This window comes from Methylobacterium aquaticum (genome assembly GCF_001043915.1).
Lineage (GTDB): Bacteria > Pseudomonadota > Alphaproteobacteria > Rhizobiales > Beijerinckiaceae > Methylobacterium > Methylobacterium aquaticum.
The window spans coordinates 1-599 of sequence record NZ_LABX01000493.1 but is presented as its reverse complement, the minus strand read 5'-3'; the positions used below and the strand labels follow the sequence as shown (position 1 = coordinate 599).

Below are 599 nucleotides of genomic sequence, written 5' to 3'. Positions count from 1 at the left end.
ACTGGCACGTCGAACTCGCCGAGCAATTGTTCTCCGCCGCCCGCTCGGAGTTCAAGCACTTCGAGCATTTCTACTTTCACAACTGCCTGTACGAAAAGGTCTGGAAGGAGAACCGCCGCCGCCACACGGAAAGCACGCCGCTCCTCGACGTGATCCGCACCTACCCGTCCGATTACCGGGTGGTGTTCGTCGGCGACGCCGCGATGTCGCCCTACGAGATCGCGATGGCGGGCGGCTCGGTCGAGCACTGGAACGAGGAGGCCGGCCGGGTCTGGCTCGAACGGGTCTTGAACCATTTCCCGAAGGTGGCCTGGCTCAACCCGGTGCCGCAGGCGCAGTGGGGCTACACCCAGTCGAACGCGATGATCCGCCAGATCTTTTCCGACCGGATGTACCCGCTGACGCTGGACGGCATCGACCAGGCGACACGGGCGCTGCTGCGATAGCGACGGGACGGAATCCTCCGGCAAACGGATCACCCGTGCTCCGGCGTATGGGGAACCGTGCGCTGGCGCGGCTGTCGAGGGGGCCGCGCCTGCGCTAAAACCGAGACCTTCCGTCCCCGTTTGCGCGAGACAGCCCGCCCCGATGACCCAGAC

The 599-nt window shown here is 65.6% G+C and carries 1 pseudogene; it reads left to right on the top strand.

The features are described 5' to 3' along the window. A pseudogene (locus VP06_RS33425) lies at window positions 1-446 on the top strand (VWA domain-containing protein); the annotation flags it as partial. Between the last annotated feature and the right edge of the window lie 153 nt (window positions 447-599).